Origin of the sequence: Anaerocolumna xylanovorans DSM 12503 (assembly GCF_900143645.1) — a bacterium.
GTDB lineage: Bacteria > Bacillota > Clostridia > Lachnospirales > Lachnospiraceae > Anaerocolumna > Anaerocolumna xylanovorans.
The window spans coordinates 14,535-30,419 of the sequence record NZ_FRFD01000016.1; the positions used below are offsets into that span (position 1 = coordinate 14,535).

Here is a 15,885-nt window from a genome sequence, read left to right on the forward strand (position 1 = left end):
CTGCTTGCGGTACTGCATAAATAAGGGGGTGTGAAAAATGCCCCATATTTTTCACACTTCTATACACTGCAATAAAAAAATACGGTCTTACTTTTATTTTAACATACAGACACGAAGATACCAATCAATAAAAGTTTCACCAAAAAGCATGCTGGCAAAGATGCCCATTGCCAGATAAGGCCCGAATGCCAGTAAGCGTTCTGCATGGCTTACCTTCATACGGATTAAATGCAGAATGGAGCCAAACAAACAGCCCCAAAGAAATGCCAGCAAATTCAGCTTCCAACCCAGAACCAGACCTGCTGCCGCCATTAATTTAATATCTCCGCCGCCGATTCCCCTGCCCTTTGTAAGAAAAAACAACAGCAGTAAAAAAGCACTGACGGAGCCAAAGCCCAAAACATAGTTAACCCAATTTGTCCAATCCAAGCCCATACGGATTAACCCTAAGACACCTATAAAAAGATTGATGCCAAAAGGTATCTCAAAAGTACGAAAATCAATGATACTCAATACCAGCAAAGCAGAGGTCATAAGGCAATAAATTATACTGACCGGATTGAAACCATTTACCAGGAAAATGATACAGTAAAGCAATGCATTCACAAACTCTACCAAGGGGTACTGCAGGGACAGCCTGGTCTTACATTTTCTGCACTTACCGCCTAAAAAGATATAACTGAACAAAGGAACCAAATCATACCATTTCAACTGGTACCCACAGCCCATGCAATGGGAACGGGTTGTAACGATATTCTCTTTTCTGGGTATCCGGTAGATGCAGACATTTAAAAAGCTGCCAATGAGGATACCGTATACAAAGATGATTATGTATAAGAATAGGGTCATGGTATGATTTGGTCCTTTCAAAAATAAATGTAAATTTCTATTTTGCTGTCATTGTCTTAAATACTATCGCCGGTGTAGTAGCACCATCATATGCCGTCAATTCAAGACTACCATCTGTTGCACTATAAACTACTCTAATACTAGCAATGTCTTTTCCTTTTTTGGATTCCATAGCAGCTTTAACTTCAGCAAGAGCATCATAACCTGATAAAGTTTTAAAATCAGCAATAACTGCTGCAGAAGCTGCCGTATCGGCTGTAAGATGCTCCGTTTTAGCATCAGCAGCTCCAACGAAACTAGTTATTCCATATTTCTTCGTATTGTCTAAGGCAGCGGCATTTTGAGCAAACGATGTCAATGATGCTGTACACAAAGCGCTAAGAATCTGCTCATCTTTTGCTTCCCTTGACTTCTCAATATAAGGTAATACCTGCGTTCCAACAATACCAACCAGAATCGCCATAATAGCAATTACAACAATTAACTCAACCAACGAAAAACCTTTGTTTTTCTTCCTTGTTTTTGCTTCCTGAACCGTAATCATCTCATTTACTTTTTCCATAATCGCTTTCTCCTTTTTACATTAAATTATTTATTAAAAATGACCGTTATTGGCAACAGCCATATTTAAACCTATCCTTCTCTAAGCATTTTCTATACTGCTGTACAAGCTCATCATCGGCGACATGATTGCCATAATAATCACACCAACAACCAGAGCCATTATTACAATAACCAAAGGCTCTAATACCGTAGTCAGCGCCTTCGTGGCAGCCTCCACCTCTTCATCGTAATAATCTGCCACACGGTCCAGCATGCTTTCCATGTTACCGGTTTCTTCTCCGATGCTTATCATGTGGTATACCATGGGTGGAAATAGTTTGGAATATTCCAGAGGTTTTGACAGCGGTACACCTCTGGCTACCTCCTCGCTGGCATTTATCAGGCATTTCTTTACGATAATATTATCCATGGTCCTGGCAGTAATCTGCAATGCGTCAATTAAGGGGATTCCTGCCGTTATCATAGTACTAAGAGTTCTTGTCAGCCTGGCAGAGGAGGACTTTATAATCAAACCGCCAAATAACGGAATCCTTAATGCTACTTTTCCCAAAGCTTCTGCGCCGGCAGGGTTTTTCTTTAACGCTATAAATCCGCCTGTTACCAATGCAACGATAAGTATCAGCAGCCACCATTTTCTGACCATAAAATTACTGATATTGACTACAAACTGGGTAATAGCAGGTAACTGGGTGTCCATGTCATTGAACATGGCAATGAAGTTCGGCACTACTACCGTCATCATAACCACGATTGCTCCGATTGCAACAATACAGATAACCATGGGGTAAATCATAGCCTGCTTTATTAACCCCTTTAATTTGGAATCCTTTTCAAAGTGAATGGCCATACGCTCAAAGGTAATCTCAAGACTTCCGGAAGCTTCTCCCGCTTCTACCATATTTATCAGAATGGGTGGGAAAATCTTTGGCTGCATTCCCATTGAAGCTGCCAGGGTCTCCCCTTTTTCCACGGAGGCTTGTATTTCCCGGATTGCATTTTTCATGCGCTTCTTTTCCGTCTGGTCACCAAGCATTTGCAGTGCACTGATTATGGTAACACCTGCCGATAAAACACTGCCAAACTGTCTGCAGAACACGCTCAAATCTCTCGGCTTTATTCCTCCGCCGATATCGAAGTTCAAATCCTTTGTTAGGAGGTTCTGTTCCTTCACAGACAGTGGTATCAGCCCGTCTGCTTTTAAAGCAGACTTTACTTTTTCTTCACTGTCCCCTTCCATGGAACCCCGTTTTTCTTTTCCTCTTTGATCTATAATTACATAACTAAAACTTGCCAATTGCGTCCCTCCCCTCTGCTGTTAGAATAATTTACGGTCCAATGCGCCAGGATCCTGGGCAAAGTGTATTGCTTTATCCGCATTAATCTTTCCCTTTAGGTATAAGTCATAAATCGCATCATCCATGGTCTGCATACCGGCCTTTTTGCTGGTCTGAATGATGGAAGGAATCTGGTGGGTCTTTGCCTCACGAATCAAGTTCCTGATTGCCGGTGTTGCATGCATAACTTCATAGGCCGCCACTCTTCCTTTACCGTCAGCAGTGGGAATCAGCTGCTGGGATATGACCGACTCCAAAACGGAAGCCAGCTGTATACGTATCTGCTGCTGTTGATGGGGAGGAAAGACATCAATCACACGGTCAATCGTTGAGGCCGCACCAATGGTATGAAGTGTGGACAGCACCAGGTGACCGGTTTCCGCTGCCGTTATGGCTGTGGATATGGTATCCAGATCTCTCATCTCTCCTACTAAAATCACATCAGGGTCTTCTCTTAGGGCCGCCCTTAAAGCATTGGCATAGGAATTCGTATCCAGCCCGATTTCCCTTTGGTTTACAACCGCTTTTTTATGATTATGAAGATATTCGATAGGGTCTTCCAGTGTGATAACATGGGTATTGTAGGTTTCGTTAATAATATCGATTAAGGATGCCAAAGTGGTGGATTTACCGCTTCCTGTCGGCCCGGTAACCAATACCAGACCTCTTTTCTTTCTGGTAAGTTCTATGACAGATTCCGGTACTCCCAAATCCCTTGCCTGCGGTATAACAGTTCCAACCAGACGCATAACGATTGCATAGGAGCCTCTTTGTTTAAATACGTTAACACGGTACCGTCCCAGTCCCGGGATAGAATAGGAGAAATCCACCTCCCCTTTTTCCTCAAGGACACTTTGAAAATGTTCCGGCAAGACTGAGAGCACCAGTGACATGGTATCATCCGGCATCAATTTATTAAAATCCAGGTCGGTTAATTCTCCGTTAATTCTTACCTTCGGTGCGATTCCGACTGTTATATGTAAATCCGATGCCCCTTTTTCCTTCGCTATGGTCAATAAATCTTTTATCGTAATCATCCTTTAGCACCCTATCCCAAACTCTATTATCTTTATCTGCGTGTATCCCTTTAAGCCTTTAATTTCTCTATTCAAAAGATATCTTCTTCATTTCTTCTATATTTGTAGTTCCATCCAGAACATATTTGGTGGCACTCATACGCAGAGTATGCATTCCTTCCCTTAAGGCAATCTGCTTAATCTCTTCCGCACCTGCCTTTTTGCTGATGGCTTCCTTTAGTTCCTGGGAAACAGGCATAATCTCATATACGCCAATACGCCCATAAAATCCGGTATTATTACAATGATTACAGCCTTCCGGATTCGCCTCATAAATATACTGTTCCTTCTCACGGGGGACTCCAAGTAAATCCCGCTCCAACGTAGTGGTAGACCGCTTTGTCTTGCATTTCGGACAAAGTTTTCTTACCAGACGCTGTGCAATAACACCTACGGTGGAATCGGCAATCAGGTAAGATTCTACCCCCATGTCCACCAAACGGGTTATGGTACTGGCTGCACTGTTGGTATGAAGAGTACTGACTACCAAATGCCCTGTTATAGATGCCTTTACCGCAATCTCCGCCGTTTCGCTGTCACGTATCTCTCCGATCATGATGATATCCGGATCCTGCCTTAATATGGAACGTAAGGCTGCGGCAAAGGTCAGCTCTGCCTTTGGATTAACCTGAACCTGATTTACTCCGTTAATATTAGCCTCTACCGGGTCCTCTACTGTGACAATATTGACTCCTTCTACATTCAACTCACTAAGAGCTGTGTACAGTGTTGTTGATTTACCGCTTCCCGTAGGTCCGGTAACTAAAATCATTCCATGGGGATTTTCAAGTATCCTCTCGAATCTCTTTAACTCTTCATCCGAAAAGCCCAATTCTTTCTTATCCTTTGTCAGTCCCTCTTTGGAAGTCAGACGCATAACGACCTTTTCGCCAAATACCGTCGGAAGGACAGAAACACGGATATCATATTCTTTCCGATCCACAATATGAGTAATACGGCCATCCTGGGGTTTTCTTTTTTCCGAAATATCCATTCCGCCGATTATCTTAATTCTGGCAATAATGGCAGACAGCAGTTCTGCCTCATAACGCATAGCTTCTTTTAAGACACCGTCAACCCTATAGCGTATTCTAACCTGTTTACTCAATGCTTCTATATGTATATCACTGGCTCTCTGCCTTACAGCCTGTTCAATAATCTTCGTTACTAACTGTACAATGGGTGCATTGTTTACTTCATCATTTTGAGCATTTTCTTCTTTCTCTCTGGAGGCATATTGTTCCTGGCGTTCTCTGGTATATCTCTCTGCTACCTTCATGGCTTCCACATTACCATAATAGCGGTCGATCGTTGCTGCGATATCCTTATGAGTGGTTACCACCGGTTCAATCTGATAATTGGTAACGATGGAGATGTCATCAATTGCAATGATATCCAGAGGGTCCGACATGGCAACCCGCAAGATACCAGGGTTGTTTTTGCCAAAGGCAAAGGGAATCAGGGTATATTTTCTTAATACCGATTCATCCACAAGGGCAATAATCTCCTCCGGAATAGTAATCTCTGAAAGAGTGACCAGATCCAGATTCATCTGCCGGTGAAGAGCATTGGCAATTTGCTCTTCTGTGGTAATCCCCATATCAATCAAAGTCATGCCCAGTTTTTGCTGCTTCTCTTTTTGTTTTATCAGTGCTTCTGAAAGCTGGCGTTCTGTAAGGACTCCTGCATCCACCAGAAGGTCTCCTAACCGCTTCTTTTTTCTTCCAACTGCCTGTGATATATTATTCAACAAATCCTTTTCCACCTTCATGAATTCATTTATATAAATAAGCCGCCTATCTAATAAAAATATTAAGAATGCTTAACATCAGCCGTAAAGATATCCTTTTTATGACTTATTACTGTCTGCTGATTTTTCATGACAAATTCTATGGCTTTCTCTTATTATAGCATAGTCTAGGACTTTAGTCCTGTCCCATTATACCCATTATAAGTAAATGTTGTCAATAGAAATCAACAAAAATCCGCCCAGTTTTTTACATTTATTCCCTAATTTTATTCTGGAGCAAGTTTTCCGCCAATATCTTCCTTTATCGCAATAGAAATTCCCAGAAATAGGCTTATTAATACTATGATTTCCTTTATTAATTTACAATAAAAGGCAGGGAATCCCTGCCTTTTATCGCCGTAAATAACATTATTTCATCTTAGAGTAATGTTTTCTGTAATTAAAAATCCTAATTCCTGATAAAACGAACAGGATACCTGTAATATAAACCGGCAGGCGACTTTCTTCCCCTGTTTTTGGAATAGCTTTTTTATCAGCTGTGTCAGTATTTGTATTTGTCTCTTTGGGAATCTCCGGCGTTCCATTTCCCTTTGGCAGCTTATTACCAGTTATTTCTGTAAGCTCCGGATCAGCCGGTGTTTCCGTAGATGTTATCTCTGCCAAACTGTCGGCAGGCGTTGGTGTTACCGCGGTTGCAGGACTTGGCGTTGCTTTGGGCACTGGGTTTGTTTCCAGGGGCACAGCACTTGTAGGCGTTGGTGCTGCTGACGGGGTTACTGTAGGTGCTACCGTTGCTGTCGGACTTGGCGTTGTTGTTGCTGCAGCACTCGGCGTTGCCGATGCTGCAGGACTTGGCGTTGTTGTTGCTGCAGCACTCGGCGTTGCCGATGCTGCAGGGCTCGGTGTTGTTGTCGCTGCAGCACTCGGCGTTGCCGATGCTGCAGGACTTGGCGTTGTCGTTGCTGCAGGACTTGGTGTTGTTGTTGCAGCAGCACTCGGCGTTGCCGATGCTGCAGGGCTCGGCGTTGTCGTTGCTGACGGTTTTGATGCTTCCTGATTATAGATAAAGTTATGTAATTCGAAGCCCCCAATCTGATGCAGAGTATCTGCATAGAGCTGCCCGTTGATACTTCCACCCTGTGTTGTTACTTCTGCCTTTGGTGCAAAAACAGAGCCTATGATTCCATATCCGGCATTATTGATTTGGGTTGCTTCCGGAAATATCCACACAATTCTGGTTGAAAGATGCTTCATTGTAGAATCCTGCGGAGCTCCTGTATTAACCACTGAACCATTATAAATCAAAGCTCCGGTGGAAAAGTTGACTGCCTTGGCATCCGAATAGATAACAATTGTCTCATCCGAAGCTATCACCGGAAGAGATACATCTCTCACTGCAAAGGTTGATTTTCCGGTGTTTTTACTCACAATAACATGATTGTCTAATCCTGACTTGTAAAAATCCATATTACTGTAGGCGTCATTATAGTAAACTGTGGTCTCTCCGTTATTCAGCAAATAATATTTCTGAAAACCATCCATAATACTCTGTGCTTCCCCGGCCAGCCTGTCTATGTTACTTAATACTTCACTTTGGTCTTCAAGTTTTATTTCTCCGCTTAAGGAAATTTTACTAAGGTCACTGTGCCCGGGATTATTCCAGGTTACAAGGTCCCCGCCTTCAATTATTGTAATTTTAGCCGGATTCAGTATTACTTTGCCGCCGACTAATACGGACGGAATGGCAAGAGAGGCCGAATCTGTTTTATTTAATATATTTCCCATTAAAACAGTGGCGTAACCGGAATAACTGGCCGCATAGGAAAAGCCGTTATCAATACCGGTTTCCGAATTGCCTCTGACAGCAATTCTACCTTCCACATCCGCACTTGTTGCCGAATGGTTCCCCAGTATGACTGCATTATAATCCGCAAAACCCCCATAATTAATAACACTTCCTGCCTGCACACTGGTACTGTGTGCCGCATCATTTAGCAATGAAAAAAGAACTGCCAGTATCAGGATAATTATTCTACTTTTTCTCTCCATGCGCTTAGTTTTGTATGAGTCCACCAAAACTGATGTCCATACTTTCCTTTCTGGGACTTTAGTCCCATTTCATCTTTTAGTAGTATATATGACCAGGTATCCAGTAACAATAGTAATTCTTGTTTTTATTTGTACCAGCTTGCATTATTCAATTTTTGGAAATAAAGCCTTGTGTTATTTTAAGGATTTACGGTAATGTTTCCGCCTAACCGCCATAAGGATATACCGTAATTTTCCTCTTTGCCAATAACCTCTGACCAATATTTTATTGTCTCCTTGTCCGCATACCATACCTCATGTTTTTTCCCTTTACCGTCCCTATATCGAAATACCGCGCATTTACTTTCTTCATCTCTTTGTATTTTTGCCTGGTATTGCTCTCTTTTGAAAGCAGCTTCCTCTTCCGTTATTGGTGTGACCACATTGTCTTCTCCAAAGTCAAAACCTCCTGTTGCTATGGCAAAATTCACATTTGTGAATACCTTCATCTTCTGTATCATCTCTTCTAAAAAGGATTTATCTGCCTTAGGTCCCGGCTCCGTTCCATAGCCGAACAAATTATAGCACATCATTACATACTCCGGCCCCCTGGGAAATGATACCTTCTCTGTCGGAACATTCGACTCCAGCACGATTCTCACCGGAAGTCCCTTTTGTGAAGCTTTCCGGTACAGCTCACCTGCAAATTCGGAAAAATACTTCCAAAGGGTTATATCATTACGGATAGCTTCATAATCAATTTCTATTCCGTCATAACCGCCTTTTAACACCATGGAAACAATATCCTCTGCATGGTTCTCTCTGCTTTCTTTTGTCCCTAACAGCCGGTACAAAAGCTCTGTATTCTTTAATTTGGAAGAGCCGTCATTCATTCTGATATCATTAACGAAGGTAAGATAGCTTTTAAAACGGGTATCCCCATAAGCCTGCCTGACCTTATTGTAAGTATCACCCACTTCTTTCGGAAGAAAAAGAGAATTATCTTCTTTAAAATAAGCGGCAAAATAGCAAAGTGTCCCGATATGCTTTTCCATCCGGGATAACTCACCTAATATATCCGTGTCCCAATAAACAATCCATGCAGATATATTACGTTCATCCTGCCCTTTTTCATTGACAATCTGATTATTGGTATTCTCTGCATTTTGCCCCTTCTCCTTTTGCTGTTTGTTCTCTATGGCAGTACAGGCTGCTATCGACACCGCCAGCATAATAAGGATGAAAAGGAATCCTTTCTTTTTCATTTCTCTTACCCCGGAAATTTAATTATAATAAAACAGGCTTTTTTATTTTGTTATAGTGTTTTAATAAACCAGTTTATAAGATTGTTCCACTTATTTTTAATCGTATACTGTACCTTTTCCATACCCTTTAAACGGTTATCATAGAAAGCCGTACTTTTGTTTTGGCTGTCCCAAATCACAAAATCCCGGAATACACCATCATATACATCATCTGCAATATTACGCTGGCTGTAACCGTATTCTCCCCAGGCTGATTCCAGATAGACATATCCTGGCCTGGTATTTTCGACGGTTATCTTATCTGCTGCAATTTTGCCGTCTATCTTAACGGTAAGATTATTTCCTTCCAGTGTAACATCAATCTTTCTGTTCCCGGCTTCATTAATCGGAATATCAGAAAGATACGGCTTCGCTCCCTCGCTGACAGACCTTGCCTTACCGGTACCGGGCTTTTTCTGTTCTTCCATATATGTTTTTGAACGAAAGGAACTGCTGCCGTCCCTGTATATTTCATATTCCTCCCACAAGGCTTCCTGTTTGTTCTCTTCCAGAGATTGAACTGCCTTACCGTCAAATTCATCCAGATTAAGCTTATAAAGTTCTTTCCCATCTTCCTCTATTACAAAATAGTTATTCTGTAATCTGACCGCTGTATATCTGGTAAGCTTCTCATCCCCTCTTAGATAAACCGCCTGGGAACCTAATTTATTTCCTGTCACCAAAAGGGAAATATCAAGATTATCATAATTTCCGCTGTCTTTTAAGCGAAGCAATCCGCTGCCCTGTGACTCTGAAGTCAAAATGATGTCCGAGTCTTTATACTCTGCGGCTCCCTTTACGGTCTCCCAGCTTATCTTTCTCTTAACATCTCCATCCACAAATTTTATGTCTGCCTTGGAATCATCTTTTATTCTCATAAGCAGATGGTTGGGATACCAATAGGGTTGGGGCTGCATTCTTGTCAGGTCATAAAGACTGCTTTCAGCTGTGTTATAAGAGTAACCTTCCCGGTTAAAATTCATAGAAAACAGCCCGGTTATCCATTCTTTGTTTACCTCACTCACTTTGTCGTTGTTGCCAAAGCTTCCCGTATTAGAATGCATCAGTACATACACATCCGGTACTTTTCCCAGCTCCTTTGTATAGACTTCCTGCATCAAACGGTAATCTTCACTGATCCGGTCTTTCATCTCCTCATAGCTTTCTTTCGGTATGCCGTAAGCATCCCGGATATAGTCCATCAGGTATTGATTATAATTCCGGTCCAGATATTTTCGCAGCTTTACATATTCCAGAGAATTTAATTCACCAAGGAAATTTTGATAGCGGTCGAACACATTGATGTAAGAAAGCCTGTATCCATTGGTCCCAAGCTCCCAGTAGCCGCTTTTCTTTAGATTTAACAAATCCTTTGGAGTAAGGAACTTGGAATCCCTGCTGCCTAATCTGTCCGCATAACTTAACATGGTTCCTTTAAAGTTATATTTCTCCATGATTTTCTGTGCAAAGATAGCCGTATCCCTGCGTCCGTCTTCAAATATCAAAAAAAGTGCCTTTTTAGGCAGTGCTTTACCATTCTTATAATAATCCAGTATGTCACTTTGTGTGATGGTTACATACCCGTTATCATATAAGGCCTTTAGCTGCTCTTTCAGTCTCCTGACGCCAATCATACCGGAGGTACCTTCCCGGTCCACTGCAATATAAGATATGGCAGTAAAGCCGTCTTTTGTACCATTTCCCATTTCTGCCTTTGATTCCTCATAAGGCTCATAGCTTTTCATAACAAATAAAGCCCTTATGATAACCACTGCCAGTATCATTAGCAAGGCTGCTTCAAGGATACTCCTGATTATTTTCTTTTTATTCTTACTAAGGTGTTTTCCCTTCATAGTAATTTACCGCCGTTGGTGCCTCTTCCTCCTTTCCTCTTTCTTTTTCTGCGCCTTTACATCGCTTGGTGTCATACGTGTTCCCCATGTGGATTTCCAGAAGGTGAACCATGCGACTGGCATCTGCCACAAAAGAACCGCTTCGTAATACAAGCAAAACAGCATTCCGAATAACCAGGTAGTACTCTTTCGTAACAGCAGCTGTGCCGCACTCATTAAAAATGCCATTAAAAGAATACCAATGAGAAAGGTCTTCGGAAATACCTGGTGAATCAAAGGAACGTAAAACATATTGTAAACAACGACCACCGGAGCCAGAATCGGAACCAGCAAGCCAATATAGAACGTCAGGGCAGCAAGTGGCTCTTTTCTCCACATGAATTTACCCGCCAGCAAAGATTCCCGCAGCCAGGAACGTTTCCAGCGCATCTGCTGCTTTAAGAAGACCTTGTACTGATTTGGTACTATGGTTGAGCAAACTGCAGAATCCTGATAACCCGTCCGGTATTCGCTTAATACGAAATTCGTCATGGCCCTGTCATCACCAAAGGTTGCTTTTTGCCCTAAAAAACTCTGGTTCAGCCAGTCATCCTTATGCTTTAATATAATTTCCTTCCGGTAACAGGCCAATGGCCCTGAAAGACAGGTTACCGTATCAAAATAGCTTTCAGCCGCCTTCATAATACGAAAGGCTATATAATACCTGACAGACTGCATCTTTGTCAGACTGTTGGTATATGTATTGGCTACGTCTGTTCTTCCTGCCACGCCTCCCATTTTGGGGTCCTTAAAGGGTGCCACCAGATGCCTGATGGCAAAAGGGTCTAAAAAGCTGTCGGAATCCACAAAAACAACAAGCTCATGTCTGGCTTCCATGGCTCCCCTGGCCAATGCCTCCCTTTTACCGGCATTTTTCTCCTGCACAAAATATTTAATGCGGCTGCTGATTTCAAACTTTCCATCTTCCTCTTTAAGCTTGTCTATAATCTCTTTAATTTTTTCAACGGATTTATCCGAAGAACAGTCATCAATCACAATTACTTCCAGCTTGTCAATTGGATAGTCCTGATTAATACAGCTAAGTATTGTCCTCTGAATCCATTCTTCTTCATTAAAGCAGGGTATCAGTATGCTTACTCCAGGCGTATAACCGGTATCAAGGGGCACTTCCCGGTACAAAAATCCGAAGAAATATTTACTAAGTAAAAAGGCAGCCGCTATGATACTGTATAAATAGAGCCATTTGTTAAATTTAAAGTATATGATGCTTTCTGCCCTCATCAAAATAATAAAAGAAACAATGACAAACATTAGTAAACTGGATATGGTCAGAGCATACCGGTTCTTTCTTCTTCCGGAATAGGCAGATAAGCCTTCCTCAAAAACCATGCCGCATAGAAGGCTGCCTTCCGTCTTCTGCACTCTGGCAACCTTCACAGGCATTTTTACTTTCATTTCCATGCCTTCCGGCATCGTGCCCGGAAGAATTTGAAACTTAATTTGTATCTTATCTGCCGCTTCCAAAGAAACCATGAGATTCTTGTCCTTTATTTGCAAAAGGATACCTGTCATGGAAATATCAATTCCCCTGCATAGGAATTTTTCTTTTTTTCTTTTCCTTTCACAGAGGATTTCAACCTCATAATCTACCTGGTACCTGACTCCCTCCTGCCTTTCCCTGATAAAGTCATTTACATTACCCGCACCTCTCCTATCCCTGTTGGTGCGGGTTCTAGTTTTATCAGGTACACTGGGCAATAGTCTTCTGTCTTCCTTCTCCTGTAAAAGGATATTCCTTCTGTCTTTTTTTATAAGTGTTTGCATAGCATCATATCCTTATCTTTTAGCAAGCCGTACCTATTTACCTGATAGATACCGGCTTAATCTGGCGAAACTGTAGCCCTGCTGCAAAAGCTTTGGTATAACAATATCCAGTGCTTCTGCCGTAATGTCGTTTTTATTGTTTGGAGTGCTGCTGTCATCGGACATATGCAGTACAATAACACTGCCGTTATTAAGCCCGCGCACAGAGCCATCCTCCAGCTTTATTCCGTTTAGTATTCTATCTGCTAATTCCTGTGCATCCTTAGCTGCATAATCATGAGGATCAAAATCACCGCTGACAATGTGGGAAAATCCCATATCCAGAATGGCTTCCATCCCAAGTTTACTCATAGCCAGAGTAGGCGGCCGAAAAATTGTTGTCAGAGCAGGTTTTCCTCCAACCTCCACATCACCAATAACAGACAGCAGTTTATTATAAGAAAGCTGTAAATCCGCTTTTCTTTTAGCTGCCTCTCTTTTTGTGATGGAAGTATACTCTCCCTTAACGTCATCTTCCGCCTGCAAAGTCTTCGAATCAGCGAAAGGAAGATGTTCATCCGTATGACTCCCCACATCATGGCCTCCTTCTGCAATTGCCCGCAGGAGGTTCGGATTGGAAGTAAGATAATTCGTCCGGATAAAAAAGTTCGCCTTCACATGATATTTTTGAAGCACATATAATAGCTGGTTTACCGGTTTATCAGAACCCCAGTCATCAAAGGTAAGAAATAAGACTTTATCTTCCGTAAAGGTTCCTTCCTTATTCAGCTGTGTTAATTCATCCTCTGTAAATCCAGGCAATGCAGCAGACACAATATCCGGATTTCCGATATATCTTTTCTTTAATGCATCAAACAGCTCCTCTCCGCTTAAGTCAGAAAGATGCCCTGGATATATCTTGTCCTTTACAGAAGTTAATATACTGCCGGAAACAGCAGGATAAGCATAAGCCGCTTTGCATGCAAGCAGTTCTTTTAAAGGCTTTACCTCATAGGCAGAAGCATATTTGCCATTATCGCTATAGGCAATGGTGTCAACTCTTTTCTTGGTAAAATCCACCAGGAGTTTTCCAATTAAGGACGTATCTTTATAATAATCAAGGCGGAAGAAAACAATCTCTCCCCTTTTCGCACTGATATTTCCTTCATTGTAAACATAGTTTGCCACATCTTTAAAAGTCCCATTCTTCCCAACGAAAGAACTGACAAAATTTAAGTCCTGCCATACAACACGGCATCCTGTACTGGATATGGCCTCTAACATTTCCTTTGGCATATCAATGACATAGGCACAGCGCACCAGAGCCGGTTTCTGTCCGCAAATTTCTGCAACAGCCTTTTGTACTGCCAGAATGCTTTTGCACACCGTATCAAAATCCTTTTCCCTGGAGGGATTCAGACAGATTTCAATTTCATGTCCGCCATCGGAAATCTTTTTGATGACTGAAGCATATTTCCCGGTTTCTTCTTCCGTTACGAAGAAGGTTCCTTTTGCGCCCAGTTTCTTAAGCTTGTCTAATACATCCTCCACTGTTTTTGTGTTGCTGATGCCGGTAAAGGTATAGCTTAACATCTTGTCCGTGGTAAATACCGTACTGGTTTCCACCGCCAGTTTTCCTTTATTCCTCTCACGAAGCTGCTTAACGATGTTCTTCTCCTGCTCATTTTCTGTGCTGCTTTCAGAGGGATTTTTCCCATTTCCGGTACTTGGGGTATTATTTGTTGGTTTTGAAGTATCACTGTTCTCTGCAGTCATTACCGAATGGCTGGCAAGCAGCGCTTTCACACTGACGAATTGGAATTTCTGCCCTACAGCCAGCTCATAGGTATCCGTAACAGCTTTTAAAATATCGCTGTAATAATCCAGCCGGAAGAATATAACATCCCCGCTGCTAAAACCGTTTTTATAATAGCTCTTAATTTCCTGTAAGGTCATATTGTTGTCAGTTATAGGATTTTTACTGTATGATACCAGCTTATAGCCCAATGCAGAAACAGCCTCTCTTACCGTATCATTATATTTTCCGTAAGCGGGCATAAAAACATCGGCAGCAATGCCGTAATTTTCTTTGAGTAATTTATCCCATTTATATATCTCGAAGCATATTTCGTTAAAATCACCGGAAGTAATGTCCTTACCGGTCAATCCTCCGTTTCCGATTTGATGCCCCTGTTCTATGATTGTCCTGATACTATCCCTGTTGTTTAAAAGGTCATCCCCGTTCACAAAAAAAGTAGCCTTTAAGTTATTCTTTTTCAAAAAATCCAGTATTTCTCTAAGCTTTTCCTTGTCTCCAATCCCACCAAAGGAAAAAGAGAGCAGATTCTTATCTGTTGTAATTCTTGTATAAACTTCCGCCAGTTTTCCATTGTTCTTTTCACGGTAATCAGTAAAGTCCTTTTGAAAATCCTCATCCTGGTAATTTTCTATATCTGCTGTAAAAACTGCCTGTACCTTAACCTCATCAAGAGCTTTTAAAAGCCAGCCGACTACTTGTACTAACCGTTCTTCTTCCGGCAGGCTACTGTTCTCCGGCTCTGTTATATCCGTATCTGCCTGTTTATCCGGCGCGGGTTTTTCATCCTTTGTATATTCATCTTTTTCCAAAGGGCCATCCAGCTTAACGGTCAATATCGTTCCGCCGTCCAAAGCTTTTACATATGCAAGAACCTGTTCATAATTTTTAAAGCTTTGATAGCTTAAATAGCGGCTGCCATTAACAGCTGCCTTATACCCGGAAGCCTCTGCTGCCTCCAGCAGCTTTTCCGTATATTCTGTTGAATTGCACATTAAAAGCTCCGGTGCCCTTCCGGTTATGCTTTCTAAAATATTATTCGTCCTGCAAAAATCCGTTACAAGCTCTTTCTGTTCTTCCTTCTCCAGATTCTTGGTTCCTGTCAGAGTATTGCTTTCCACTCTGTGTCCGTCTTTTACCATTTCTTTCACAACAAAAGAATCCTCTGCAGCCTGTATACCCGGGAGGAAGAACGTACTCTTAATACCATGCTGCTTTAAAAGCTTTAGTATTTCTTTATTCGTTTCTGTACTGCTCATTCCTTTAAAGTTCAGGGCAACTACATTATCTGTGGTCTGTACATCTGTAATAATATCTGCCTTCCCGGTACCACTCTTTAATTTATCCATTGCTTCTTCTATGTCTTTTTCAGCATTATATTTTTGACTGACAGCCAGGCTTTCTCCTATACCCTTTTGTTTTAAAAACAGAATTCCGGCTGCTATAGCAATGGCGCATAGAATAATGATGGCAAAAGCTATTTGTTTTTTTAAGTTTGTCTTCATAAT

At 41.7% G+C, this 15,885-nt stretch carries 10 protein-coding genes; all 10 read right to left on the reverse strand.

The genetic code is table 11. The features are described 5' to 3' along the window. Window positions 1-93: 93 nt before the first annotated feature. The gene (locus BUF11_RS21850) at window positions 94-849 is read right to left on the reverse strand and encodes a prepilin peptidase (protein ID WP_073591013.1); all 756 of its coding nucleotides are present in this window, start codon (window positions 847-849) and stop codon (window positions 94-96) included. 37 nt (window positions 850-886) lie between these two features. Then, complete coding sequence (locus BUF11_RS21855) at window positions 887-1,411, reverse strand: type II secretion system protein (RefSeq protein WP_073591014.1); 525 nt, start codon at window positions 1,409-1,411, stop codon at window positions 887-889. An 81-nt stretch (window positions 1,412-1,492) separates the two neighbouring features. Then, window positions 1,493-2,707: a type II secretion system F family protein gene (locus tag BUF11_RS21860; protein ID WP_073591015.1), complete on the reverse strand. Its 1,215-nt coding sequence runs from the start codon at window positions 2,705-2,707 to the stop codon at window positions 1,493-1,495. Window positions 2,708-2,728: 21 nt separating this feature from the next. After that, on the reverse strand, window positions 2,729-3,784 hold the full coding sequence (locus BUF11_RS21865; protein WP_175562126.1) for a type IV pilus twitching motility protein PilT: 1,056 nt from the start codon (window positions 3,782-3,784) through the stop codon (window positions 2,729-2,731). A gap of 67 nt (window positions 3,785-3,851) precedes the next feature. Next, window positions 3,852-5,576, reverse strand: coding sequence for a GspE/PulE family protein (locus BUF11_RS21870; protein ID WP_242952440.1), 1,725 nt, complete (start codon window positions 5,574-5,576; stop codon window positions 3,852-3,854). Window positions 5,577-5,981: 405 nt separating this feature from the next. Next, on the reverse strand, window positions 5,982-7,622 hold the full coding sequence (locus BUF11_RS21875; protein ID WP_073591017.1) for a collagen-binding domain-containing protein: 1,641 nt from the start codon (window positions 7,620-7,622) through the stop codon (window positions 5,982-5,984). Window positions 7,623-7,801: 179 nt separating this feature from the next. Continuing rightward, window positions 7,802-8,866 (reverse strand): glycoside hydrolase family 18 protein, encoded by a 1,065-nt coding sequence (locus BUF11_RS21880; protein WP_073591018.1) that lies wholly within the window; start codon window positions 8,864-8,866, stop codon window positions 7,802-7,804. A gap of 50 nt (window positions 8,867-8,916) precedes the next feature. After that, on the reverse strand, window positions 8,917-10,758 hold the full coding sequence (locus BUF11_RS21885; RefSeq protein WP_073591019.1) for a glycoside hydrolase: 1,842 nt from the start codon (window positions 10,756-10,758) through the stop codon (window positions 8,917-8,919). A gap of 6 nt (window positions 10,759-10,764) precedes the next feature. Beyond that, the gene (locus BUF11_RS21890; RefSeq protein WP_073591020.1) at window positions 10,765-12,582 is read right to left on the reverse strand and encodes a glycosyltransferase; all 1,818 of its coding nucleotides are present in this window, start codon (window positions 12,580-12,582) and stop codon (window positions 10,765-10,767) included. Between the two features lie 33 nt (window positions 12,583-12,615). Beyond that, on the reverse strand, window positions 12,616-15,882 hold the full coding sequence (locus tag BUF11_RS21895) for a polysaccharide deacetylase family protein (RefSeq protein WP_073591021.1): 3,267 nt from the start codon (window positions 15,880-15,882) through the stop codon (window positions 12,616-12,618). Window positions 15,883-15,885 lie beyond the last annotated feature (3 nt).